This window comes from Methanocrinis sp. (assembly GCF_049974945.1).
Classification (GTDB): domain Archaea; phylum Halobacteriota; class Methanosarcinia; order Methanotrichales; family Methanotrichaceae; genus Methanocrinis.
Genome location: NZ_JBNGCU010000174.1, coordinates 1 through 1575, shown reverse-complemented (window position 1 = coordinate 1575; position 1575 = coordinate 1). Strand labels below are relative to the sequence as shown.

The window sequence follows — 1575 nt, the reverse complement described above, 5'->3', positions numbered from 1 at the left end:
GCTTCCGCCTCAGCTCCCTTATCTCCGGCATGTAGATGATCACCATCTTCCGATCACCCCGGTCGATCTTGAGGAGCTTTCTCACCAGCTCGCACTCCGCCTCCCCCTGGACCCGGGCCGAGCCGCTCCCGTACTGAGGTGCCATCTCTATCAGAATCGGAAGCCTGATCCGATCCCACAGATACCGGGGGAGAGATTCAGATACCAGGTCCAGCTCCTTTCTGTCGATGATGTAAAATATGTTATCCTTGCCCCTGATCCCGGGCTTATCCTCTCCGAGAAGCTCGGTGAGCTTCTTTCTTCTACCCGGAAGGTGCTGGTTCATCGTCTGAACCGTCTTGACTATCAGCCTGTTGTCAACAGCAACCATCCCTTCCTCCTCAGCCCTGGATCGACTTAAAGGTTATCCCGCGGCATTCTGCCAGCAGATCCGATCGACCTCATCGAGGGTCAGAGGTCCTCGAAGGTGTGCTGGACCGGGTTACGCCTGATTTTGAGATGGCTCATGGCCGCCTTCTTCACCCCCTCCCGGTTCTCCTCGGTGGTGTAGATCCCAAGCCTCCAGGCCGCGAGGTGGGCGCTCTCCATGATGGTGACCAGGGGGGAGACATCCCGGAGGGTTCTCTTCTCGCCGTCCCGCCCGATTATGGCCACATTCCCCTCTGAGATCCTGGGCAGGCCCGGCTTATCGACGAGGACGTACAGGGGATCGATCCCCGCCAGCTCCGCGATCTCCTCGGCGATCCTCCCTTCACGTCCCCGATCGACGATAATCGGCGACTCGAGACCGTCCCGCCCGACGTAGATCGCCCGCTTGAAGAGCCGCCTCGACCTGATCCGGCCGATGATCTCGCCGGGATAACCGCCCTTGGAGGTCATGGCGGCCACGAGCTCGATATCGTCCATCTCCCTGACCTCCCGGGGATCTGCCCCCTCCTCGATCATGACTCGGACCCCCATCCCCAGCATCTTCTGGGCGATCCTCGATACGTGGTGGAAGTAGACCGTCGGGTACATCAGGAGCCTCGATACCAGAAGGGACTCGGCTGCGTGGATCCCCCCCTCTTCGAGGACGAGCTGACCGTCCCTTATGGCCATCGTCTTCATAAGCCTCTGATAATCGATGACCCCATAGGCTACGCCGGTATAGTGGGCATCGCGGGTCAGGTAGTCCATCCTGTCAACGTCCACCTCACCGCTCACCATCTGGCCCAGGGGGCTCTCTCCTCGGATCAGCCTCTGGATCCGGTGGGGCTTGAGCCCGCGGTGGGCCAGCACGTCTCCCAGCTCGCCCCTCTTCAGCCGGCCTGCGACGTTCTCGTGCTCCTCCCTGAGAAAGGACGATAGGACCTTCTCGGTGGCGTGGGAGAAGGGACCGTGACCGACGTCGTGGAGGAGGGCTGCGGCCTTGATCTCCGCCGCGTTATCCTCGTCCAGACCTAGATGATGGGCCAGAAGGCAGGAGAGATGGTAGGCCCCCAGGCTGTGCTCAAACCGGGTATGGTTGGCGCCGGGGTAGACCAGGTTGGCGAGGCCCAGCTGCTTTATCCACCTCAGCCTCTGCATCTCCTGGGT

At 61.2% G+C, this 1575-nt stretch carries 2 protein-coding genes; both read right to left on the bottom strand.

Features of this window, described 5'->3' with window-relative positions:
* A partial coding sequence (locus ACP5EL_RS10270) for a DUF61 family protein (protein ID WP_428402415.1) occupies positions 1-370 on the bottom strand: 370 nt, incomplete at its 3' end.
* Positions 371-450: 80 nt separating this feature from the next.
* A partial coding sequence (locus ACP5EL_RS10265; RefSeq protein WP_428402414.1) for an HD domain-containing protein occupies positions 451-1575 on the bottom strand: 1125 nt, incomplete at its 5' end.